The sequence below is a fragment of the Streptomyces sp. NPDC026377 genome, from assembly GCF_055567715.1.
Map to the genome: position 1 here is coordinate 229,909 of NZ_JBVHPV010000003.1, position 19,788 is coordinate 249,696.

Genomic DNA, 19,788 nt, shown 5'->3' on the forward strand with positions numbered 1-19,788 from the left:
GGGACGTCCTCCTGTCACGCCTTGCGCAGGCGGTCGATGATGCCGTCGATGTCGCGCTGCATCAGGTCGTGGCGGATGAAGTGGCCGCCGGGCACCTCATAGGACTCGTGCCGGATCCCCGCCCGGTCGAGCAGGCCCCGGAACTCCCGCTGCCCGGCGAGCACCTGGGTCTCGTTGACGGTGTCGAACCAGTTGACCGGGTCGGGGCTGGTGCCGGCGACGAGGAACACCCGCTTGTTGCGGTAGCTCTCGATCCGCTGGACCGGGTTGTCGGCGCTCACCCGGGCCTCGTCCCACAGCGGTGCGCCGTAGATGGTGCCGCCCGCCAGATCGAGGACCGCGGCGGAGGCGTTGGCCCAGTGCACGACGAGGCCGTTGTCACGGCGCAGGCTGGCCGGGCCGGAGTGGGCGCTGACGGACGCGAAGTGGCCGTAGTACTTGGCGGCGTACTTCAGCGCGCCGAAGCCGCCCATGGAGAACCCGGCCACGGCCCGCCCCTCGTACTCGGCGAACGTACGGAAGTTGGCCTCGACCCAGGGAAGCAGCTGGTCGATGTGGAAGTGCTCCCAGTTGCGGGGGCCGACGTTGGAGCTGACGGGGTTGGAGTACCAGCCGGCGTGGCCACCGTCGGGCATGACGACGATGATCGGCTTTCCGGCCGTCCACTGGCGGATGCCCTCGCGGTCGAAGGTGATGAAGTCCTGGTCCGTTCCGCCGCCGTGGAAGAGGTAGAGGACCGGGTAGGTGCGGCCGCTCTGGTGGTAGTCGTCGGGCAGCAGCACGTTGACGGCGGGGTTCCAGCCGATCGCCTCGGTCTGGAACCGGTAGTACCACATCCTCGGGTCGCTCTCGTTGCGGTCCACGATGTGCAGCCCGAAGCCGTCGTCGGCCGCCGCGGCCGTCGTCGCCGCCGCGAGCACGCCTCCGGCGCCGAGGGCCATGGCGGCGGTGACACCGCCGGCGGACTTGAGGATGCTCCTGCGGGTGGGGTGGTGCGCGGTCAACGGGACCTCCTGGGGGAAGCGCGGCGGCGGTGGGGACCGACCGCTGTGTGACAGGCGCTTCGGAGGGTAGTGACGCGCACTCCGCCCGGAGAATCCGGAACGTTACGGACTGACAGGGGCCGCCCGGGTGGGATAGGGCGACGGATCCGCGTCCGCACGGGGTGTCAGCGGCGGGTCAGAGGTCCTCTCCCGAGAGCAGCGGCTCGAAGGACCGGTAGGCGGCGTAGTTCCTGAAGTGCCGGGTGTACACCTCGGACCCGTCGCCGAGGTCGGTCTCATCGACCTCGGCGACGTCCACCACGTGGAGCAGTTTCCAGGAGACGGTGTCGCCGAGCCCGTTGGCGTAACTCGTCTCCAGGCGCCTGCCGTGGGCCAGCGCCTTGCCGCGGGCCTCGTCCTCGTCCCGCGCCCGCAGCAGGACGAAGTTCTCCTGGTAGAGCGGAGCCCGGCCTTCGGCCGTCGTCGACGCCTCGCACAGCAGGACGGCGACGTAAAGGCCCCTCTCCCCGGTCATCTTCGGCCTACTTCTTGAACCGGTTGTCGTTCAGCAGCTTCCAGGCCGTCTTGCAGGAGCTCTCTCCGCAGTCCTTGATGCGCCCGAGGGGGTCCCCGTAGTGCTGCCCGGGGAACACCTGGCGGATGGAGGCCTTGCGGCAGCGGGAGATGAAGTTGGTGGCGATCTCCCCGAGGTTGTCGTTGGCGGCGCACACGTCCGCCGCGGCGACCGGCGCGCTCGTCACGGCGGTCGCCGCGGAGGGCATGCCGCCCAGCACGGTGACCGCGACGACGGCAGCCGCGGCGATCGCCCGGGCGATCCCCCGTCGCACCCGTACGTGCCCGTCGGCCGATGTCAGCATCCGGCCATCTTCCCGTACGCGATCCACACTTCACCCTTGTTGTTGAGGCTGACATCGCCGGTCTTGTGGAGGTAGGTGTACTTGCCCCGGTATTTCCTCAGTTCGCCGAACTGTGACTCCAGGGTCAGGTACGGAGAGTCGGGCTTCCAGTCCCCGGAGAACTTCGCGTACACACCGTCCGTCCCGTCCGTACCGCTCGCCCAGCACACCCGGGATCCCGAGTACAGGACCAGATTGCCGTCGTACTGCATCTCCAGCCGGTGGCTCCCGTTGCGCAGGCACTGCCCCGGGAGCATCCGGTCGGTGAACGCCGTGCCGATGCCCCGGCATTCGGCGGCCCGGGCCGCAGCGGGGGCGGGGGCGGCGGACACGGGCCATGCGGACGAGGTGACGGTCGCCAGGAGACCCGCGAAGGCGAGGACGCACGTACGGGAGAGTTTCCGCATGCGGTACCGGTGCTGCATGGGGTGCCTTTCTGTTCTCTGCGCGCTCGGGCTCCGCGATCGGACGCGCACACGAGGAGTGACGGCCAAGCTACTTCACGTGACCACGCGGCACCAGACCCGCCCGTGTACTCCCTTTGGCTGATCCTGGGAAGGCATGGCAGGATGCCCCGGTCGGCCGGGACCTCGACGGGGTGCCGGCGCCCGTGAACGAGGGGAGCGGACATGGCCGGGAGTAGGCCCGAGCCCTTGTCGGAGGCGGCGATCCAAGCCGCCCTGCGGCATGTGCCCGGCTGGCGCCGGACGGGCGAGGAGATCACCCGGACCTTCGCGATCCGCCATCACGCGGGAGTCGCGCTGATCGTCCATGTCGCGGACGTGGAGCGGCTGATCGGGCATCACGCGGACATCGATCTGCGCTGGGACACGGTGCGGTTCGCCATCACCACGCGCGACGCGGGCCACCGGCTCACTGCGGCCGACTTCAATCTCGCCGCCCGCATCGACTCCATCGCCGCCGCGCACGAGGCCGAGCCCCTCGACGACTGAGGGCGCTGACAACCGCTGCGGGAACTCAAGGGCCCGCGCTGCGCGGTGTCGGTTCCGGGCGGCACCCCTGGCAGGCCGTCACCGCTCCGTGCGCTGCTCACCGTCGAGCGCCGCCAGCCGCTCGCGGCATCCATCGGCCGCGATGTCCGCGCCGAGCTCCTCGTAGAGGGCGAGCGCCTGGGCGTACGCCGCTCGCGCCTCGGCCGGGTCGGACAGGACGCCGCCCAGGGCGCACAGGATGTCGGCGAGGCCCCGGCGGGAGCCGACGCGCTCGAAGGCGGCGCGGGCCTCGTCATAGGCGGCGCGCGCCCGCTCGGGCCGGCCGTCGGCGCGTTCGGTGTCGCCGAGCGCGCGCAGGGTGAAGCCGAGGCCGCCCGCGTTGCCCAGCTCGCGGTGGACGGCGGCGGAGCGGGACAGCGTCTCACGGGCCTGCGCGTAGTGGCCGCGCAGACGCTGGACGTCGCCGAGCCCGCGCAGCATGTCGGCCTCCCCGCGCCGGTCGCCGATGCGGCGGGACAGGTCGCGGGCCCGCACGAAGAGGTCGGCGGCCTCGTCGTGGCGGCCGTCGAGGCGGGCCACATGGCCCAGGCCGCGCAGCGCCTGTGCCTGCCCGCGTACGTCACCGATCTCCTCGTACGTGGCCAGGGCGGCCCGGTAGCCCTCGTGGGCCTCGACGCCCCGGCCCCGGTTGCGCGCGATGTCGGCCAGGCCCCGCAGCGCCTGCGCCTCGCCCCGGCGGTCGGTGAGCCCGGAGTACAGCTCGCGGGCCTGACGGAACGCGGCGGTGGCCGTCTCGTAACGGCCTTGCGAGACGCTGACGTTGGCCAGGCCCCAGAGGGCGTCGGCGCGGCCCGCCCGGTCGTCCAGCTCTTCATAGACGTCCAGCGCGCCCGTGAAGAACTCACGGGCATCGTCGTAGCGGCTGCGGGCGCGTTCGGTCTCGGCGAGCCCCCACAGGGCGTCCGCCTGGCCCCTGCGGTCGCCGAGAGCCTCGTACAGCTCGTGCGCGGCACGGTAGTTGTCCCGCGCGGCCCTCAGATCGCCGCGGGTGCGTTCCGTGTCGGCCAGGCCCCGCAGGGCGTCGGCCAGGCTGGGCCGGTCGTGGTCAGCCATGGCGGCGTCCCTCAGGGTGTTCCAGATCCTGGCGAGTTCGGTGGTGGCGCCGAGTCCGCCCAGGACGGAGTGCGCCAGCGCGGCGAGGCGTCGGGCGTGCGGGGAGCGGCGTTCGACGGCCGCCACCGTCACGGCGATCAGATTGCCGCGCTCCGCCTCCAGCCAGGCCCGTGCGGCGCCCGGCTCGCCCGTTCCGGTGGCCAGCGCCTCCCGTGCCGCCCCGCCCCGGTTCAGCTGGTGGGTGAAGAGCCGGTCGAGGACCTCGTCCCAGCGCTCCTGCGGCTCCTGCGCCACCGCCAGGCTCCTGGCGTACGCGAGGAACAGGTCGTGGAAGCCGAAGCGTCCCCGGCCGTGGTGCTGCAACAGGTGTCTTCCGGCCAGGTCGGCCATGCGACGGCGGCACTCGCGCACCGCCATCCCGGTCATCGCCGCGCACGCCTCCACCTCCAGTTCGGAACCCGGATGCATGGCCAGTACCCGCAACAGGCCCGCCTGCACCGGGCCCCCCGCCTCCAGTGCCTGCCAGGACACCGCGAAGGCCGCGCCCACCCGCCGGTCGGCGTCCGGTATCTCCAGCAGCGGCGAGTCCGTCTCCCGCATGGCGAGGAGCAGTTCCTCCGGTTCCTCGAAGCGCAGCCGTGCGGCGACAGCCTGCACGGCCAGCGGCAGGAACCCGCACGCCCGGCAGATCTCCTCCAGGGCGGGGTCGGCCGCCTCCTCCGCGTCCAGTCCGGCGCCCGCCACCAGGAGCCGCACCGCCTCGTCGGCGGGCAGCACGTCGAGCGCGGTGAGCGTGATGCGGTCGGGGTCGTGCAGCGCGATACGGCTGGTGATCAGAACGAGGCTGCTGTCGTCGCCGGGAAGCAGACAGGACACCTGGTCGAGCGAGGCCGCGTTGTCGAGCAGCAGCAGACCGCGTCTGCCGTGCAGCCAGTTCCGCCACAGCGCGGCCTTGGCGTCCAGCGTCGGCGCGTCGTCACCGCGGATGCCCGCCCAGGTCAGCAGCGCCTCCATCGCGGCCTGTGCGTCCAGTGGCGCCCGGTCGGGGGTGTGGCCGTACAGGTCGAGTTCGAACTGCGCGTCGGGGAAGTCGGCGGCGAACTGGTGGGCGAGGTGCCGGGCCAGGGCGGACTTGCCGACGCCCGGCATCCCGACGATGGCATGCACCAGTTCCGGCCGCCCCGTCACGCTCCCGGCGACCAGCTCGGGCAGTCTGCGGCGCTCCGCGACCCGGTCCACGATCTGGCGGGGCGGCGCCTTGAGGGTGGTGCGGACCGCCCCGGCCGGGCCCCGGGCGGAGGAGAGCCGGGCCGAGTCGGCCGGGCGTTCGGGATCGAGCGCGCGCAACAGCGGTTCATGGCCGGTCAGTTTCCGCAGTGCGTCACGGAAACCGGCATCCGCGAGCAGCACTCGGACCGGAACGGCCGTCAGCCTCCGTCCTTCGTAGGGCCGGTCGCTCCAGGCGACGACACCCAGCAGCGCACCGCTCTTGTGGACCACCGCGCTGCCGGACATGCCCGACCACTGGTCCCATCCGGCCGGCCAGGCGGTGGACACGTCGACGGCATAACGGTCGCTGCGCGTGTACGTGAGCGGGTCCAGCACACCGCGCACCGTCTCGGTCTCGGTGCCCTCGCCCGTACTGCGTGCCGCGGCCGCCGACATGCCGGTCACGGCGACGGTGACCGGTTCGGTCCCCGCCACCTCGGCCCAGCGCGGCTCGGGCACACCGAGCGGTTCGCTGAAGCCGTGGGCGCCGAGGCGCAGCAGCGCCGCGTCGAGCCCGGCTGCCCCCTGCCACAGGACGGTGCACGGCACGGGGTCGGTGAGACGCACCGCCCCGCGCCCTCCGACGACGGCCCTCACGGTGATGTCGGGCCGGTGCCGGCCATCGGGGAACGTCACCCCGTGGCGGGAGGTGAGCACCAGTGCGGGCGCCAGCAGCCGCCCGGAGGAGAACTCACGCCGCCCCTCGGCGTCCGCCGGGCCCGCGGTGACCGCCACGAGCCCCGGGTGCAACGGCGCCTCGCCGCGGGTGTCCTCGGTCCGCGAAGCCGTCATCGCCGGTCGGAGACCTCGGCAGGCTCACCGGTCAGGGTGTCGCGTACGTCGAGCTTGAGGCGCAGCCGGTGGGTCGTTCCCTGCGACACCTTCGCGTCGGCGCCGAGCTTGACCACACCCAGGCGCACTCCGCCCGATCCGCCGGCGTCCTTGCGCACCTCGACGAGGAACTCCATCTCCACCTCGGTGATACGGAATTGGAGCCGCGCGTCCTTTCCGTACTCCTGCGCCTGAGCCAGCTGTGTACGCAGCTGCTCGATCGCCTCGGTGATCTCATTGCCGTCCGTCGTCATCCCGCGCCCCCGTCGCTCACGATCACTGCGGACGCATCCTGCCGTACCGGCCGGCGGACCCGCCAGCCCGGGGCGGACCTCCGACGAAGCAGTCGTGCCGGCCTGGGGATCTGAGCGTGTGTCCGGGAGGGTGGTCGGCGGGCTGTGCGCGGCGGGGGGATTCCGGAAACTTGAGGGCCGAGCGCAGAGCCGCCTTGGGGCACTTCGGGCCCGGGAGGGCGCCCGCCTTCGGCTCATGCGTCGGCTGCCGCCGGAAGGGGCCTGTCCGCTCGCCGCGGACAGGCCCCTTCGGTACGTCACATCATCTGGCGGCCGGCCGGATCTCCCCCGGGGTCGTCGGCCAGGACGACGGCCGTCCTGACGCGCTTGCCGACCGGCTCCCGGTGCACCTCGAAGCTGCGGCACACCGCCATGACGATCTCCAGTCCGTGCTGGCCCACCCGGGTCGGGTCCGGCGGCAGGATCAGGGGCAGCGTCGTGCTGCTGTCCCATACAGTCACTTCCACGGCTCCCTGGCTGATCTCCAGCGTCAGCAGACAGGGCCCCGGCGCGTACTTGCGCGCGTTGGTCACGAGCTCGCTGACCACCAGCTGGACCATGCCCATGGCCCGCTTCGACACCGGCAGGCCGTGCACGGTCTGCACCTCCACCAGGAAGTCCCTGGCCAGGGCGCGGGCCGCGGCGATGTCCTCGCTGCTTTCGAACGCGGCCGACACCGATATCGAACGTTCCGTCAAGGGCTGCCAGCTCGTGCCCTGTCCTGCTAGGTCCATCCGGTCAGCCTCGCGTCCTGAAGTCGATCCCAGTACCGAGGCCGTTACCCCCGAAACACCACCCCAATCCGGCTACTTTTCGCTCCCTGTTCGATACTGAGCGTAATCGCGCGGAGCCCTGAGGTCGCAGGGCCGCCGGGGCGTCGGACGCCCTGTCCCGGGTAAGGGCGCACCACGGCAGAGCAAGGGTGAAGGAGGACGTGGTGGGAGCACTGGTTGCTGGGGGTTGGGGCCTTCTCGCCGGGAGCGCGCTGCTGATCGGCGCCGCGGCGGGTTCCCTGTTCCGGGTGCCCGCCCGGTGGGTCGCTCTGGTGATGGCCTTCGGCAGCGGCGTACTGATCTCCGCGGTCTCCTACGACCTCATCGCCGAGGCGGACGAGCAGGGGGGTCTCGCGCCGACGGCCCTCGGCGCGCTGGTCGGCGCGGGTGTGTACTCACTGGCGAACGTGGCGCTCGCCGCGCGGGGCGCCCGCCACCGCAAGAGGTCGGGCTCCCAGCAGCCCTCCGAAGGCGACCAGCCCGGCTCGGGCGGCGCCATCGCTCTGGGCGCGCTCCTGGACGGCGTACCCGAGTCGGTGGTCATCGGCACCAGCCTGCTGGGCGGGGGGAGCGTGGGGACGGCCACGGTCGTGGCGGTCTTCCTCAGCAATCTCCCCGAGGGGATGGCGAGCGCGGCGGGGATGAAGCAGGCGGGGCGCGGTCGCGGCTACGTCTTCGGGTTGTGGACGGCGATCGCGTTGATCTCGGGCCTGGCCGCGCTGGCCGGCTACACCCTCTTGGGCGGCGCCTCCGACTCCGTGATGGCGATGATCACCGCGGTGGCCGCCGGAGCCATTCTGGCGATGATCGCGGACACGATGATCCCGGAGGCGTTCGAAGACGCCCACCTGCTCGCCGGGCTCACCACGGTCCTCGGGTTCCTCGCGGCCTTCACCCTCTCGCGGTCCTGACATCACAGGAGCCGGTGAGGGAGCACGTCGTGACCGCTGGACGGCGCCGGGCGCCGAGCGCTACAGAGAGTTGACCCGCAAGCTCTTCTTCGCCAGTTCGTAGGCCGGGAGCATCTCCTGGTGCTCGTCGGTGTCCATGCCGCCCAGGTGGAGGACCACCGCGCCGCCCGGGGTCGTGAGGGCCAGGGCGTGCTCCTGCTTGGACTCCTCCATGAGCTCGCTGTACGTCTCGTAGACCACTTCGGTGGCGGGCAGCGAGCCCGCCTTGATCTCCGTATACGTTGCCTTGCGCGCGTTCTTCTCGGCGCCGACGAAGGCCTCCAGGGCAGCGCGCGGGGAGCCGCCCCGGAGTTCGCTGGTCCAGACCCGCAGGAAGCCGATGTTCCCGGCGGGCTTGGCGTCGATCTCGCAGGCCATGGTGAACGGGCCCTGCTGGGCGAGGGCGTCGAACTCCGTGCCGCCCAGCTTGATCGGCTTCGCCTTCCAGCTGTCGGCTGCGGTGAAGGAGACGGGCAGCCGGCATGCCGATCCGGCGGCCCCGACCGTGGTGTGGCCCTCGGCCGCCGGGGCGCCGGACGGCTTCCGGGGCGCCGTCGAGGACGTTCCGGTGGAGGGAGCCGCCGGCCTGTCCGAAGACTCCTTCTCCTCGCCGCACCCCGTGAGCAGTGCTGCCGCCAGGGCGGCCACGATCGCACCGCGTATCACATGCCGCACGGCAAGTCCTTTGCTGCGTCTGTCGGAAACGGCTGATCGGCCGCGCTGGGGAGACTAGCCGACCCCGCCGGTGACCACCGCGCCGGGACGCGGTGGTCAGCCGTCCAGCATCACCTCGGCCGGGAGGAGAGCACCGGATTCCTCGGGTGCTTGTTCACGACCTCGGGTGCTTGTTCACGACAGGATCTCGACATAGCCGTCGGTTCCGTGCACGCGGATCCGCTGTCCGTCCCGGATCAGTTGCGTGGCCCGCTCCACCCCCACCACGGCGGGCAGGCCGTACTCCCGGGCGATGACCGCGCCATGGGTCATCAGACCTCCCACCTCCGTCACCAGGCCCGTGATCCCGACGAACAGAGGCGACCAGCTGGGGTCCGTGTAGGACGTCACCAGGATGTCGCCCGCTTCGAGATCGGCCCGGGCCATGTCGAGGATGACGCGGGCCCGCCCCTCGATGGTGCCGGCCGACACGGGGAGGCCGGCCAGGGCGCCGGACGGCACGTCGTCGCGCCGGTACGCCCCGTTGAGCATCTCGCCGTCCGAGGTGAGCACCCGGGGCGGGGTGAGCGCCTGGTACGACTGGAACGCCTCCCTGCGCCGCTCGATGAGCCGGGCGTCCACCCGGTGGGTGCGTACGGCGTCGTGGAACTCCTGGAACGTCAGGTAGAAGACGTCGTCCCTCTCGGAGAGCACGCCGGCCCGCACCAGGCGCTCGGCTTCCGCCAATAGGGCCTGTTTGTAAACGAAGTAGCGGCTGATGATGCCGTACTTGGGGTATTCGCGGTACCCGATGAAGGTGCGGACACGGTCGATCATCCGCTTGGTCTCCTCGGCCTTTTGGTCCCCGTCCGGCAGAGCCCGCAGACGTGCCAGCACCTCCTGTTCCTTCTTCAGCGCCTCGTGGCGGCCGTGCTCGAAGCGGCGCTCGGCCGCGCCCGGCTCACAGTTCCGCACGTTGTCCAGGATGACGGGCACGAGCGTGGTGGGGCGTTCGCGCCAGCGCGGCCGCGTGATGTCGATCTCACCGGCGCAGCGCATGCCGTACCGGTCGAGGTAGGCGTCGATGGCGTCGCGCGCCTCGGTTCCGCCCGGCAGCTTCGCCAGCTCCTCCAGGAAGTCCTCGTCCTCGACGTTCTGGAGGAACGCCACCACCTCGGGTCGCGGGCGGATCACATCCGCGACGTCCAGCAGCGCCAGTCCCATCTCGGAGGTGATGTTCCCGGGGGCGGACAGGGTGAGGGTGTCGGCCGCGTTCTTCTCGCCCAGCCACTCCAGCAGCTTGTCGTTGAGCCACCAGGTGGCCTCCATCCCCGCCATGATCACCTGCATGCTCAGCCGGTCACCGAGGACCCGCTTGTGCTCCTCGAAGGCCTCCAGCAGGAAGTCGAACAGCGCCGGACCCGTCTTCGTCTCGACAGCGCGTCGCAGGGCGTCGACGGATGCCTCGCTGCGCTCGATCAACTCGGTGACGACGGCCGGATCGGTCTCGATCGGGGCGGGCGCGCCTGCGGCCTGCGGCCCGCCGGGAGCCGGGTCAGGGAGCGGAGGGACGAAGCCGTCGCGGTCCAGTACGGTCTCCAGCGCGTCCCGGACCAGCGGATCGCCCCTGCCCATGAGGTCCAGGAGAGCGGTCCGGCTCGCGGGCGAGGCCAGCCGCCGGGTGACGTCGACGAACAGCCTCCCGCCGGCCTCCTGCATCGTGGCCATGGCCGTCAGCCGCCACATCGAGAGCCCCAGTGGCTTCATGGGGTCGGTCATCATCTGCTGGTGCCCGACCGAGACGTAGAGGTGATTGTCCTGGTCGTCGGCCTCGGGAATGGGAAACAGGGTCGTGATCGGGCGGCTCTGAACGATCTGGAATTCGTCGTCGGCCAGGCACCACTCGATGTCCTGCGGGCAGCCGAAGTGCGCTTCGATCCGCCGCCCCAGCTCCACGAGCCGCAGGGCCTGAGCATCCGTCAGCGCCGGTTGCTCCTGTCGGGGGGCGTCGATGGCGACTTCCCGCGTACCGCCGCCGGGCAGGGCGTACAGGGCACGCTGCTTCGCGGCGATCGTCCGGTCGATGACCTCCCCGTCCCGCACCCTGAAGACGTCCGGGTTCACCAGGCCGGAGACCAGGGCCTCGCCGAGTCCGAAGCCGGCGTCGACGGTGGCGATCTTCCGGTTGCCCGTGACGGGGTCGGCCGTGAACAGGATGCCCGCCGCGTCCGGGAACACCATCCGCTGCACGACGACGGCCATCTGGACCGTCCGGTGGTCGATGCCGTTGCGTCGGCGGTAGGTGACCGCACGCTCGGTGAACAGGGAGGCCCAGCAGCGGCTGATGTGCTGGAGGACCGCCGCCTGTCCCACGACGTTCAGGTAGGTGTCCTGCTGGCCGGCGAAGGAGGCCGTCGGCAGGTCCTCCGCCGTGGCGCTGGAGCGGACGGCATAGGCGGCCTGCTCGCCGAACCGGGAGAGCGCGCGGCTGATCTCGGCCGCGAGATCGCCGGGGACGGTGACCGTCTCGATGGTCCGGCGGAGCTCCGCGCTGAGCGTACGGGTCGCCTCCCGGTCGTCCGGGTCCACGTGTGACAGCAGTTCAAGTCGCTCGGTGATCGACGGCGCCTCCTCCATGATCCGGCGAAAGGCGTCCGTCGTCACGCAGAAGCCTTCCGGCACACGGATGCCGTCGATCCGCGAGAGCCCGCCCAGATGCGCTCCCTTGCCCCCGACGAGAGCGCCCCGCGTCTCGTCGGCCGCTTGTAGATCCCACACGTACTGCTCGTTCATCGTCATACCTTCCAGGCAGCCGTGCCGCTTCGCCCCGCACGGGCCGATCCAACCACCGGCGTTCGCGGTTCTGTCGTATTCCTTGCGAGGCACGCCCTCGTTTCGGGCTGACCCTCCCCCGCGCCGGCAATTGCGCAGGTAGTGGCCTCGGCCGACGATTGTGCGGTACGCCCGGGGCCTTGCGGCAAGCCCCCCGAGGCGCTATATCTTGATAGTGGCAGGGAGACACGGAGCTCCTTGCCTTTGCTGTTTTCCGGTCGTGGAGCCGACGATCCCGGTGCTGAGCGCGGCCCATGCCGAGGCCCCCGGCCGCAAGATCCGGTCGGGGGCCCGCTCACTGGCGGCTTGCGTGGTGCCGCGGCTCTGCGGACGGCCGCTGGAATCAGTCGAGTTGCAGGACACTCATCGTGCGCTCGGCCATGCGCCGCTCTCCCAGTGCGTTGGGGTGGACGGGCACGAGGTTCTGTCCGAACAGAAGCGGCTCGATCCAGCGGGTTCCGGCTGCCTTGCAGGCGTCGTGCCCCTCGGAGACCTGGGAGAAGTCCACATAGGTGGCCCCGGTCTCCTGGGCCGCGCGTCGTACGGCGTCGTTGAGGTGCTGCTGTATGTCGCGCAGGTAGGGCACGTCCCCGGCGGCGATCGGGAGCTTCACGAAGCAGGACGGGTCGGCGTCGGCGGGCATGATCCAGGGGTAGCCCAGCGCCGCCACGCGGGCCTGGGGCGACTTGGCGCGGATGTTCTGCAACGCCTTCTTGAGCGCGGGATAGGTGTTCGCGTCGATCTGGTCCTGGAAGGACGTGCCGTTCTTGTCCTTGCAGGGGCTGCCCTTGCCCCCGCTGAGGATGCCGGCCGCTCCACAGGCCGTCACCGCGTTGATGAAGGTGTTGTTGTCGTTGCCGCCCATCGTGAAGGTCACCAGGTCGGTGTCGGCGCTCAGGGCGTCCAACTGGGGTGCCACGCCCGGGTATTGGGACGCGGTGAAGTCCTTGGTCTGGGCCGCGCCGCAGGTCACGTCCTTGAGGTGGGCGCCGGTCCGGGAGGCGAGGACGTGGGGGTAGTTCGCGGTGGAGCGCAGGCACAGGAGGTTGCTCGCGTCGACGGGCAGGACGCCCGAACCGGCGCTGTAGCTGTCGCCGAGGGCGACGTAGTCGAGGGGGGAGGCGGCATGGGCGGTGGCACCGGTGAATCCGGCGGCCAGCGCGCCTGCCATGACTGACGCGGTCATGACAGAAAGGAGCTCGGTCATGTGCTCTCTCTTCTCGGGAGTGGTGCGGGTGGGGGAGGCCGCGTGGAACGCGGCCGGGCCGCACGAGAAACGGGCTGCGTGAGAAAGAAGCGGCTCGAGCAAGCGGAGCGGATGGTGGCTGCGCGCGCGGACGCCTTCCGGGCCGTGGTGCGTACGCCGTCGGCCAGGGAAGTAGGGGAGTGGGGGAGGTGGGATTACCGCCGGTTACTACTGATAGGTAATGTGGGCCATCGTCGGCTCGGGGTCAACCATGCTGACAGCGGTTTCTGTCGTCGTCCCGGCGCGCGTTCCCCCGCGACCGGGGTGACCGGGCGGGGCCCGGCCTCTCGGGCGTCAGCCCGAACGGGGCGTACCGACGATTCGATCGCGAGCCCCCGGGCACCCTCAATTCCATGACCAACAGGGTCGGTTGGCCCCGACTCGGCGGCGGCACCATCGCCTTCGTCGCCCTGCCGCGAAGCCTCCACCGCCTCACCGATGCCGACCGGCCGGGGCGGAACATGACACCCCGTCATCCTGGATCAGGAGAGCGGAATGGGACACCTGGAAAGGTTCGAGGAGCTTACGAGGAGCCACCCGGTCGCCAACCTCGTATGGGGGTTCCTTGTGGCCTACGTACTCATCGGCACCGTCGCGTCGGTCACCGGGGCTTCTGCCGCCGCGGCGTGGCTGGCGCCGCTTCCTGGACTGCTCGCGGCGGGAAGCGGGATGGCGTGCGTGCGGCTGTGGCGCAGCCGCCGGAGTTGAACGGCGCACGCGTCAGGGCCCCGTGAGCCGGGGCCCTGTTTCAACGACTTGTACCGTGCGTGGACTTGGTACGAGCGGACTTGGTACCCCGAGGGAGCAGCGTGACGTGTCCGGCCACGGGGGCAGGCGTGGCCGGACGGGCAGCCGGTTCGTGCCGCTTCAGGCAGCGGTCGGGGCGTGGGGGCAGGGTGTGAGGGAGGTGGTGGCGGGGATGCGCATGCGGAGCAGGAGCTCGCGCGTGATGCCGGACTCCGATGTGCTGTGCCAGGCGACATCGGGGTTGCGCGCCCGCAGATGCGAGAGCGCCCGGGTGTCCAGCCCTGTGTTGTCGAACGGCTCGTTGATGGTGACGGCCGTGATGACTCCCTGCGCGCAGGGGGAGCAGATCCGGTAGCGGACCTGTCCGACGACCTGACGGACGTGGACCAGGAGCAGGCACTCTTCGTCGGAGTCCGCCGTGCCGGGGATGTGCGTGGACAGGAAGTCGATCGCGCTGTAGGCGAGGATCCGGCGTTGCAGCCGGGCGGTGAGTCGGCTCGGGCGCGCGTGCTTGGCGCCGACCGAACCGGACGGCGATGAGCGGGCCGTTCCGGCCGAACCGAACAGAGTGCTCGTGGGACGCGCGTGTCGCTGCATGGAGTTCGTGTGCCCAGACCTCGCGGTCGTACCCCCCCGGCCCTGGCCGGATGTCGTTCCCCAGGATTTCCGCCCGTCACGGTGCTCGCCGTCGAGGTGGAGGTAGAGGGACCTGAGCTTGTCCCAGCACTGTCCGAGATGGGCGTCGGCTTCTCGCCAGACGGGTTCCTCGATGAGGGCGCATGGCCGGATCATGCCGTTGTCGGCAGGGTTCCTCTACGTCTCCGAATACCGAGCACCGGACAGTCGGCCGACCAAAACCAGCCGATCGCACCGACCGATCAGACGGACCGACCAAAACGGCCGATCAAAACCGGCCCCACTAAAACAGCCAGCGGCGCAGGATCACCCGCAGGGAGCGGCGGGTCGCCCAGGCGCTGGCGAGACCGACGGCGGCGCCCGCGACCACGTCACTGGGGTAGTGGGCGCCGCTCTGCACCCGCTCGACCGCCACCAGGGCGGCGGGCACCGCGCACGCCGCGCCGACGGCCGGCCACCGGGGCGCCACGGCGGCGGTGAACGCCACCGCGGCGGCGGTGTGGCCGGAGGGGAAGGACGAGGAGTCGGGGCGGTCGTCCACCTCGTCGTGGGGGAACCAGTCCCTGGGCGGCCGGGGCCGGCCCGCCACCTGTTTGCAGATGCCGTTCGAGACCAGCTGTGCCAGCGCCATGGCGGTCAGACCGGCAGCCGCCGCCCTGCGGCCGCGCCATCCGCCCAGCGCCGCCATCGCCACGGCGGCGCCGCACCACAGCTTCGTACTCTCGGCGGTCTCCTCCACCGCGGAGAGCATCCTGCCGACGCGGGGAGGAATGCCGGTGGCCGTCTTCTTGGTCAGCGATCGCTCTGCGTCGCGCAAGCCCACGAGATACCTCATGAACGACAAGTATCCCGAGGTCGTCGACGTACACCCAAGATCATCGGTCGGTGGGTCACACCTCGCCCAGACGACGGCGGTCCTCCTCGTCCCACGTGCTGGTGTCGCGGGGCTCGGTGTACGGCTCCGCCTCGGGCGGCAGGCCACCGGCGATGGCCCGCTGGCGCGCGGTCTCGGCGTCGAACTCCAGCCCCAGCAGGATGGCCAGGTTGGTGATCCACAGCCAGAGGAGGAAGACGATGACACCGGCCATGGTGCCGTAGGTCTTGTTGTAGCTGGCGAAGTTGGCGACGTAGAACGCGAAACCGGCAGAGGCGATCATCCAGATGACCAGGGCGAGGAAGCTGCCCGGGGTGATCCACTTGAGCCCCCTCACCTTCGCGTTCGGGGTGGCCCAGTACAGGATCGCGATCATGATGGTGACCAGCAGGACGAGCACGGGCCACTTGGCGATGGCCCACGCCGTCAGCGCGGTGTCCCCGAAGCCCAGTGCGGCACCCGCCTGGTGGGCCAGGCCACCGGTGAACACGACGATCAGCGCACTGGCGACGGCCAGCACCATCAGCACGACCGTCACCCCGACCCGGATCGGAAGGATCTTCCACACCGGGCGGCCCTCGGGCATGTCGTAGACGGCGTTCGCGGCGCGGATGAAGGCCGCCACATAGCCCGAGGCCGACCACACCGCCAGCACCAGGCCGACGATCGCCATGAAGGAGCCGACTCCGGCGTTGCCCTGCAACTGCACCACGGCCTGGGTGATGATGTCCCGCGCCGAGCCGGGCGCGAACTTCTTGATGTTCTCCAGCACCGAGTCGGTCGCCGACTTGCCGGTGATGCCCAGCAGTGACACGAGGACCAGCAGCGCCGGGAACAGCGACAGTACGCCGTAGTACGTCAGGGCCGCCGCGCGGTCGGTCAGCTCATCGTCCTTGAACTCCCGCAGCGCGCCCTTGAGTACGGCACCCCAGGCCCGCCTGGGCAGCTTCGTCGGCGTGTCCGGTGCGCGCCGCTCCACCTCCGGTCCGGGCCCGGCCTCCTCGGGCGTGGGGTTGTCGTGTTCTTTCGCCGCGTCGCCGTCGCGCGCTTTCCGCCCTGGGAGATGGAGCTTCGTCATGGGCCCCGGGTACCCCTCCGGGCCCCGCTCATGTCATCGGCGCCCCTGCGCGCGACGTCAGGCGTCGACGGCCTCGCGGACGGTGGGGTAACAGTCGATGATCGTGTCGAGTCCGACGAGTTGCAGCGTGCGCAGGACGGATCCGGTGGCGCCTGCCAGACGCAGCCAGCCGTCGGCGGCGCAGATGGCGGTGCGCGCGGAGATGAGGATGTTGATGCCGCTGGAGTCCATGAACGTCACTCCGCCGAGATCCACCACCACGCGCGGGGCGTCCGTGCTCGCGGGGAAGCGGAGCGCCTGGCGGAGGGGTTCGCCGGTGTGGTGGTCGATTTCCCCGCCGACGGTGATGACGTCGACGTCGTCGACGGTCGCGGAGGTGATCGTCAGTCTGTCCGGCTCCACGGTGTCCTTCTTGTCGGTCACGCTTGTCTCCACAGCGCTCGGTGACTTCGGTCGGTGACTTCGGTCGGTCGGCGGCTGCCTGTCGGCCTGGTCTGGATCCTACGGGGGCCGTCCTCGCCAGGGACGCTGGGCCGTCGAGGGGTTGCAGGTGTACAAAGCGGGATCGCGGGTACGCGCGGGTGCATGGACGGGGGACAGAAGTGGTGGGGGTGGAAGCGGTCCCTCTCGACGGGGTGGGCCCCCTAGTGCGGCATCCGGAGCCCTGGCGGGTGTCGGCGGCGCTGGACGGCGACGGCACCTGTATCGCCGAGGCCCGCCACCTCGCGGCGGAGTTCCTCACCCGGCTCCGGAGCGAGCAGGGGATACCCGTCTCGGCGCGCGCGATGGACCTCACCCAGTTGGTGGTCAGTGAACTGGTCACCAACGCCCGCAAATACGCCCCCGGTCCGGTCCTCCTCGATCTGCACGCCACCGGCACGGTGGTGGACGTCGTGGTCTGGGACAGCGACCCGGAGCTGCCGGTGGCCCGGGACGCCGACGCCGGCCGCGTGGGCCAGCACGGCCTGGAGATCGTCATGGCGGTGGCCCAGGGCTTCGAAGCGCGGCGGGAGCCCGTCGGCAAGCGCGTCACCGCCAGCGTGGCGCTCCTTGACGACGATCCGGACACCAGTGCGGCCGGGTCTCGCCCGGTCTGACTCCGCGGACGCGGCCGTCCCGTACGAAGGTCCGGTGACGGCCCGGCGCGGATCGGCTCGCGGCAGCGGCTTTCGCATCCCGGGAAAGCATGGAATGCGGCAGCCGAAGCATGCGAGAGGGCATGGAATGCGTGATCTATCAGGAGCGGACGGGCGAGTGCGAACAGATGGACTGCCGACAGGCGGACACAGGGTGTGAGGCCGTCCTCGACCGGCTGGCCGCGCTGAAGCCGGAGGAGTTCGCCTGGATACGGATGGATGAACCGCGCCCGGAGGAGCTTGAGCAGTTGGGCCGACATCTGAATCTGCATCCTCTGGCCGTCGAGGACGCGGTCCAGGCCCACCAGCGTCCCAAGCAGGAACGCTACGGTGATGTGCTGGCGGTCGCGGTGAAGACGCTGTGGTTTGTCGAGCGCACTTCGGACGTGGAGACCGGCGAAGTCATGATCTTCATCGGACCGTCCTTCGCGCTCACCGTACGGCACGGGGCGAGCGACCCCACCGCGGAGGCGGCGCGCCGGCTCGCGAAGCAGCCGTCCATGCGGGAGTTCGGACCGGTCAGTGTCCTGCACGCGGTGACCGATGTGATCGTCGACGCCTACGCCGAGGCGGCCGCCCAGGTGCGGACGGATCTGACCGAGCTGGAGCGGTGCGTGTTCTCGCCCGCCCGCGACGATCTGACGGAGCGGATCTACTCGCTCAAGCGCGAGGTGGTGGAGTTCCGCGACGCGATCCAGCCGCTGGTCCCGGTGGTGCGGCCCTTCACGACCGTACGGGAGGACTGGCCGCGGCAGGTCGTGCCGTACTTCCGTGACGTGGTCGACCATCTCACCCGCACCGACACGGAAGTACGCGCCCTGGACGACCTGCTCGGTTCCGTCCTGGACGCCCACCTGGCGAAGGTGGGCACCTGGCAGAACGACGACATGCGCCGCATCAGCGCGTGGGCGGCCATCCTCGCCATCCCCACCATGGTCGCCGGTATCTACGGTATGAACTTCGCCCACATGCCCGAACTGGACTGGCGCTACGGCTACCCGTCCGCGCTCGCCCTGATGGCCGTGGGCGCGGGGTTGTTGTACCGGGCCTTCCGCCGCAACGGCTGGCTCTGACAACTGGGGGGCGGCCGGGGGGCGTACGCGACGGAGGCATCGGTCAGCGGACCAGCAGGTCGATGACGCCCGTCAGGTCCTCCTCGCCGCCGCCCTCCTCCAGACGTCGGCGCATCAACGCGAAGTAGGGGCTGAGGAGTTCCGGGCTGACGCCTTGCTGCTCGGCCGTGGTCAGGAAGGTCGGTGTCCCGGCTACCTGCATGGCGAGGCTGGAGACGACCCCCTTGGTGTAGTCGCCGCTGCGCAGCTGGCCGGCGGTCTGGTGTACGTGCGGGGCCATCGCGACGAGCCACTCGGCGAGCAGCGGCGCGAGGGAGGCGGGGTCGATGCCCTCCTTGCGGATCAGGGCGAAGGCGTGCGCGGTGCCCGCGAACATCCCGTACATGGCACTGAGCAGGGCCACGTCGTGCAGGGCCGCGTGTCCTGGGTCCTCGCCGACGTAGGTGGTCCCGGCCACACTCCGCAATGTCCCCCGGTGCTGCTCGTACAGCTCGCGTGAGCCGCTGTAGAGCACATAGCCGCCTGCCTCGGGGACGCCGATCATCGGCGGGACGGCCATGATCCCGGCGTCCAGGTAGCGGGCGCCGCGCTCGCGGGCCCATGCGGCACGGAAGCGGGCCTGGGCAGGAGTGCTGGTGGTCAGGTTGACCAGGTCCCGCCCGGCGAGGTCGGTGTCCGCCAGGACCGCGCCGACCGAGGCGTCATCCAGCAGGCACACCACGACCAGGGCACTGGCCGCGACCGCCTCGGCGGCGCTGCCCGCGATCCGGGCCCCCGCGCCGGTGAGCGCGGCGGCCCGGGCCGGAGTGCGGTTCCAGACGGTGACCGGGTGACCGGCGGCAAGCCAGGTACGAGCCAGCGCGGTGCCCATCGCACCGAGGCCCAGGAGGGTGAGAGAACTCTTTTTGGCAGGGGTCTGTGTCATGCCGATTAGGCTGGCGGTGCGCCCGGAGATGATCAAGTACGTACTTCGAAGTAGGTGGTTACCCCGGGGAGAGTCAGCAGGCAGAAGGGGTGGGACATGACGACGCTGAACCGGCCGGGCACAACGGAGGGACACACTTGCGGGATCGACACCGCGATGGAGGTGATCGGCGGTAAGTGGAAAGTGCTCATTCTGTGGGCACTCCACGAACACCCCTGCCGCCGCTTCGGCCAACTGCGCCGACTGCTCCCCGGGGTCACCGAGAAGGTGCTCGCCTCTCACCTGCGCGAGATGGAAGCCGACGGCGTCGTACGCCGCGTCTCCTACGACGAGGTGCCGCCCCGCGTCGAGTACTCCCTGACCGACGACGGCAAGCGCCTCAACGACGCGCTCCAGGCACTGGCCGCCTGGGGGCGCGAGCGGACGGCTCAGGCGCGGGCCAGTTCGGCGGCGCCGAAAGGCACGTCGTAGCGGTCGCACTAGATGGTGACACCGCGGTAGCGGT

Annotated in this window: 21 protein-coding genes; 6 read left to right on the top strand and 15 right to left on the bottom strand. The window is 70.8% G+C overall.

Going from position 1 to position 19,788, the window contains the following annotated elements:
- Positions 1–14 precede the first annotated feature (14 nt).
- From ACZ4MU_RS08720 to ACZ4MU_RS08735, 4 genes are all read right to left on the bottom strand, one after another.
- Entirely contained in the window at positions 15–941 is a 927-nt protein-coding gene (locus ACZ4MU_RS08720) for an alpha/beta hydrolase (RefSeq protein ID WP_467873582.1), read from the bottom strand.
- A 238-nt stretch (positions 942–1,179) separates the two neighbouring features.
- The gene (locus ACZ4MU_RS08725) at positions 1,180–1,518 is read right to left on the bottom strand and encodes a DUF4288 domain-containing protein (protein WP_467872768.1); all 339 of its coding nucleotides are present in this window, start codon (positions 1,516–1,518) and stop codon (positions 1,180–1,182) included.
- A gap of 7 nt (positions 1,519–1,525) precedes the next feature.
- Positions 1,526–1,861, bottom strand: coding sequence for a hypothetical protein (locus ACZ4MU_RS08730; RefSeq protein WP_467872771.1), 336 nt, complete (start codon positions 1,859–1,861; stop codon positions 1,526–1,528).
- Positions 1,855–2,325 carry a hypothetical protein gene (locus ACZ4MU_RS08735; RefSeq protein ID WP_467872774.1) on the bottom strand — a complete coding sequence of 157 codons (471 nt, stop codon included), beginning with the start codon at positions 2,323–2,325 and terminating at the stop codon, positions 1,855–1,857. Before ACZ4MU_RS08735 ends, ACZ4MU_RS08730 begins: the two co-directional genes overlap by 7 nt.
- A gap of 204 nt (positions 2,326–2,529) precedes the next feature.
- Here ACZ4MU_RS08735 and ACZ4MU_RS08740 point away from each other — a divergent pair, with 204 nt between their 5' ends.
- A complete protein-coding gene (locus ACZ4MU_RS08740) occupies positions 2,530–2,853 on the top strand; it encodes a 4a-hydroxytetrahydrobiopterin dehydratase (protein WP_467872776.1) in 324 nt (107 codons plus the stop codon).
- Between the two features lie 78 nt (positions 2,854–2,931).
- Here the strand turns inward: ACZ4MU_RS08740 and ACZ4MU_RS08745 are convergent, their stop codons facing one another.
- The 3 genes from ACZ4MU_RS08745 to ACZ4MU_RS08755 all read right to left on the bottom strand — a co-directional run bounded on the left by ACZ4MU_RS08745 (position 2,932) and on the right by ACZ4MU_RS08755 (position 7,093).
- Positions 2,932–6,027 carry a tetratricopeptide repeat protein gene (locus tag ACZ4MU_RS08745; RefSeq protein WP_467872778.1) on the bottom strand — a complete coding sequence of 1,032 codons (3,096 nt, stop codon included), beginning with the start codon at positions 6,025–6,027 and terminating at the stop codon, positions 2,932–2,934.
- Positions 6,024–6,320, bottom strand: a complete 297-nt coding sequence (locus ACZ4MU_RS08750; protein WP_467872780.1) for a trypco2 family protein — start codon at positions 6,318–6,320, stop codon at positions 6,024–6,026. The genes ACZ4MU_RS08745 and ACZ4MU_RS08750 overlap by 4 nt, the downstream gene beginning before the upstream one ends.
- A 296-nt stretch (positions 6,321–6,616) precedes the next feature.
- Complete coding sequence (locus tag ACZ4MU_RS08755) at positions 6,617–7,093, bottom strand: ATP-binding protein (RefSeq protein WP_467872783.1); 477 nt, start codon at positions 7,091–7,093, stop codon at positions 6,617–6,619.
- A 200-nt stretch (positions 7,094–7,293) separates the two neighbouring features.
- Here ACZ4MU_RS08755 and ACZ4MU_RS08760 point away from each other — a divergent pair, with 200 nt between their 5' ends.
- Positions 7,294–8,043 carry a ZIP family metal transporter gene (locus tag ACZ4MU_RS08760; RefSeq protein ID WP_467872785.1) on the top strand — a complete coding sequence of 250 codons (750 nt, stop codon included), beginning with the start codon at positions 7,294–7,296 and terminating at the stop codon, positions 8,041–8,043.
- 60 nt (positions 8,044–8,103) lie between these two features.
- Here ACZ4MU_RS08760 and ACZ4MU_RS08765 read toward each other — a convergent pair whose 3' ends face one another.
- From ACZ4MU_RS08765 to ACZ4MU_RS08775, 3 genes are all read right to left on the bottom strand, one after another.
- Positions 8,104–8,757: a lipoprotein gene (locus ACZ4MU_RS08765; protein WP_467872786.1), complete on the bottom strand. Its 654-nt coding sequence runs from the start codon at positions 8,755–8,757 to the stop codon at positions 8,104–8,106.
- Between the two features lie 174 nt (positions 8,758–8,931).
- Positions 8,932–11,529, bottom strand: coding sequence for a rifamycin-inactivating phosphotransferase (rph, locus tag ACZ4MU_RS08770; protein WP_467873584.1), 2,598 nt, complete (start codon positions 11,527–11,529; stop codon positions 8,932–8,934).
- Positions 11,530–11,911: 382 nt separating this feature from the next.
- On the bottom strand, positions 11,912–12,754 hold the full coding sequence (locus ACZ4MU_RS08775; RefSeq protein WP_467872788.1) for an SGNH/GDSL hydrolase family protein: 843 nt from the start codon (positions 12,752–12,754) through the stop codon (positions 11,912–11,914).
- Between the two features lie 555 nt (positions 12,755–13,309).
- Between ACZ4MU_RS08775 and ACZ4MU_RS08780 the strand changes: the two genes are divergently transcribed.
- Positions 13,310–13,522: a hypothetical protein gene (locus ACZ4MU_RS08780; RefSeq protein ID WP_467872791.1), complete on the top strand. Its 213-nt coding sequence runs from the start codon at positions 13,310–13,312 to the stop codon at positions 13,520–13,522.
- Positions 13,523–13,681: 159 nt separating this feature from the next.
- On the opposite strand, the gene ACZ4MU_RS08785 is transcribed toward ACZ4MU_RS08780, so the two are convergent.
- The 4 genes from ACZ4MU_RS08785 to ACZ4MU_RS08800 all read right to left on the bottom strand — a co-directional run bounded on the left by ACZ4MU_RS08785 (position 13,682) and on the right by ACZ4MU_RS08800 (position 16,572).
- The gene (locus tag ACZ4MU_RS08785) at positions 13,682–14,158 is read right to left on the bottom strand and encodes a hypothetical protein (RefSeq protein ID WP_467872793.1); all 477 of its coding nucleotides are present in this window, start codon (positions 14,156–14,158) and stop codon (positions 13,682–13,684) included.
- 322 nt (positions 14,159–14,480) lie between these two features.
- Positions 14,481–15,032 carry a phosphatase PAP2 family protein gene (locus ACZ4MU_RS08790; RefSeq protein WP_467872796.1) on the bottom strand — a complete coding sequence of 184 codons (552 nt, stop codon included), beginning with the start codon at positions 15,030–15,032 and terminating at the stop codon, positions 14,481–14,483.
- Between the two features lie 55 nt (positions 15,033–15,087).
- A complete protein-coding gene (locus ACZ4MU_RS08795; RefSeq protein ID WP_467872799.1) occupies positions 15,088–16,149 on the bottom strand; it encodes a YihY/virulence factor BrkB family protein in 1,062 nt (353 codons plus the stop codon).
- A 57-nt stretch (positions 16,150–16,206) separates the two neighbouring features.
- Positions 16,207–16,572, bottom strand: a complete 366-nt coding sequence (locus ACZ4MU_RS08800; RefSeq protein WP_467872802.1) for an STAS domain-containing protein — start codon at positions 16,570–16,572, stop codon at positions 16,207–16,209.
- 188 nt (positions 16,573–16,760) lie between these two features.
- Here ACZ4MU_RS08800 and ACZ4MU_RS08805 point away from each other — a divergent pair, with 188 nt between their 5' ends.
- The gene (locus tag ACZ4MU_RS08805; RefSeq protein ID WP_467872805.1) at positions 16,761–17,246 is read left to right on the top strand and encodes an ATP-binding protein; all 486 of its coding nucleotides are present in this window, start codon (positions 16,761–16,763) and stop codon (positions 17,244–17,246) included.
- 122 nt (positions 17,247–17,368) lie between these two features.
- A complete protein-coding gene (locus tag ACZ4MU_RS08810) occupies positions 17,369–18,358 on the top strand; it encodes a magnesium and cobalt transport protein CorA (protein WP_467872808.1) in 990 nt (329 codons plus the stop codon).
- Positions 18,359–18,401: 43 nt separating this feature from the next.
- Here ACZ4MU_RS08810 and ACZ4MU_RS08815 read toward each other — a convergent pair whose 3' ends face one another.
- Complete coding sequence (locus ACZ4MU_RS08815; protein WP_467872810.1) at positions 18,402–19,283, bottom strand: NAD(P)-dependent oxidoreductase; 882 nt, start codon at positions 19,281–19,283, stop codon at positions 18,402–18,404.
- A 96-nt stretch (positions 19,284–19,379) separates the two neighbouring features.
- Between ACZ4MU_RS08815 and ACZ4MU_RS08820 the strand changes: the two genes are divergently transcribed.
- Positions 19,380–19,754 carry a winged helix-turn-helix transcriptional regulator gene (locus ACZ4MU_RS08820; RefSeq protein ID WP_467872813.1) on the top strand — a complete coding sequence of 125 codons (375 nt, stop codon included), beginning with the start codon at positions 19,380–19,382 and terminating at the stop codon, positions 19,752–19,754.
- Positions 19,755–19,788 lie beyond the last annotated feature (34 nt).

Coding starts and splice junctions, on each gene's coding strand:
- ACZ4MU_RS08720 (WP_467873582.1), bottom strand. CDS start 941: ATGGCCCTCGGCGCCGGAGGCGTGCTCGCGGCGGCGACGACGGCCGCG.
- ACZ4MU_RS08725 (WP_467872768.1), bottom strand. CDS start 1,518: ATGACCGGGGAGAGGGGCCTTTACGTCGCCGTCCTGCTGTGCGAGGCG.
- ACZ4MU_RS08730 (WP_467872771.1), bottom strand. CDS start 1,861: ATGCTGACATCGGCCGACGGGCACGTACGGGTGCGACGGGGGATCGCC.
- ACZ4MU_RS08735 (WP_467872774.1), bottom strand. CDS start 2,325: ATGCAGCACCGGTACCGCATGCGGAAACTCTCCCGTACGTGCGTCCTC.
- ACZ4MU_RS08740 (WP_467872776.1), top strand. CDS start 2,530: ATGGCCGGGAGTAGGCCCGAGCCCTTGTCGGAGGCGGCGATCCAAGCC.
- ACZ4MU_RS08745 (WP_467872778.1), bottom strand. CDS start 6,027: ATGACGGCTTCGCGGACCGAGGACACCCGCGGCGAGGCGCCGTTGCAC.
- ACZ4MU_RS08750 (WP_467872780.1), bottom strand. CDS start 6,320: ATGACGACGGACGGCAATGAGATCACCGAGGCGATCGAGCAGCTGCGT.
- ACZ4MU_RS08755 (WP_467872783.1), bottom strand. CDS start 7,093: ATGGACCTAGCAGGACAGGGCACGAGCTGGCAGCCCTTGACGGAACGT.
- rph (WP_467873584.1), bottom strand. CDS start 11,529: ATGAACGAGCAGTACGTGTGGGATCTACAAGCGGCCGACGAGACGCGG.
- ACZ4MU_RS08775 (WP_467872788.1), bottom strand. CDS start 12,754: ATGACCGCGTCAGTCATGGCAGGCGCGCTGGCCGCCGGATTCACCGGT.
- ACZ4MU_RS08780 (WP_467872791.1), top strand. CDS start 13,310: ATGGGACACCTGGAAAGGTTCGAGGAGCTTACGAGGAGCCACCCGGTC.
- ACZ4MU_RS08785 (WP_467872793.1), bottom strand. CDS start 14,158: ATGCAGCGACACGCGCGTCCCACGAGCACTCTGTTCGGTTCGGCCGGA.
- ACZ4MU_RS08790 (WP_467872796.1), bottom strand. CDS start 15,032: ATGAGGTATCTCGTGGGCTTGCGCGACGCAGAGCGATCGCTGACCAAG.
- ACZ4MU_RS08795 (WP_467872799.1), bottom strand. CDS start 16,149: ATGACGAAGCTCCATCTCCCAGGGCGGAAAGCGCGCGACGGCGACGCG.
- ACZ4MU_RS08810 (WP_467872808.1), top strand. CDS start 17,369: ATGGAATGCGTGATCTATCAGGAGCGGACGGGCGAGTGCGAACAGATG.
- ACZ4MU_RS08815 (WP_467872810.1), bottom strand. CDS start 19,283: ATGACACAGACCCCTGCCAAAAAGAGTTCTCTCACCCTCCTGGGCCTC.
- ACZ4MU_RS08820 (WP_467872813.1), top strand. CDS start 19,380: ATGACGACGCTGAACCGGCCGGGCACAACGGAGGGACACACTTGCGGG.